At 40.2% G+C, this 388-nt stretch carries 1 protein-coding gene; it reads left to right on the top strand.

Features of this window, described 5'->3' with window-relative positions; all coding sequences use genetic code 11:
* The coding region (locus AAEY62_RS20670; protein WP_350636132.1) for a hypothetical protein at positions 1–199 on the top strand (199 nt) is incomplete at its 5' end.
* Positions 200–388: the final 189 nt, after the last annotated feature.

Here is a 388-nt window from a genome sequence, read left to right as displayed (position 1 = left end):
CAATTACGACAGCGTAAACCAGCTGATTGCGCGTAAAGAGGAAGGCGTTAGCAGCCATAATATTAATTTTGAGTACAACAGCCTTGGCCAGTTAATTCAACAAAATCTAGTAAGTTCTGAGAACAAAAAACCACGCAATACCAGTGGGATAGTTTTGGTAACCCTGTTAGCCAATCAAAAATTCAAAATAATGATTTAACAGAGCAGCAGACTACTCAGCCAAATGATAATAGCGATGCTATCAATAAGGTTGAAAGCAACCAGTCAGCTAATACACCTAGTGTAATTCAAAGTGAGTATAGTGACTCAAAGTCAGCAACGCTTGCTAGTGACCTAAGCGAAGATGATAGGGTTATTAAAGGCATCACGGACGCTGACCGTTTAACCC

Origin of the sequence: Pseudoalteromonas sp. GW168-MNA-CIBAN-0100 (genome assembly GCF_040309225.1) — a bacterium.
GTDB lineage: Bacteria > Pseudomonadota > Gammaproteobacteria > Enterobacterales > Alteromonadaceae > Pseudoalteromonas > Pseudoalteromonas arctica.
The sequence above is the reverse complement of the archived record's forward strand: the minus strand, read 5'-3'. Positions and strand labels throughout refer to the sequence as shown.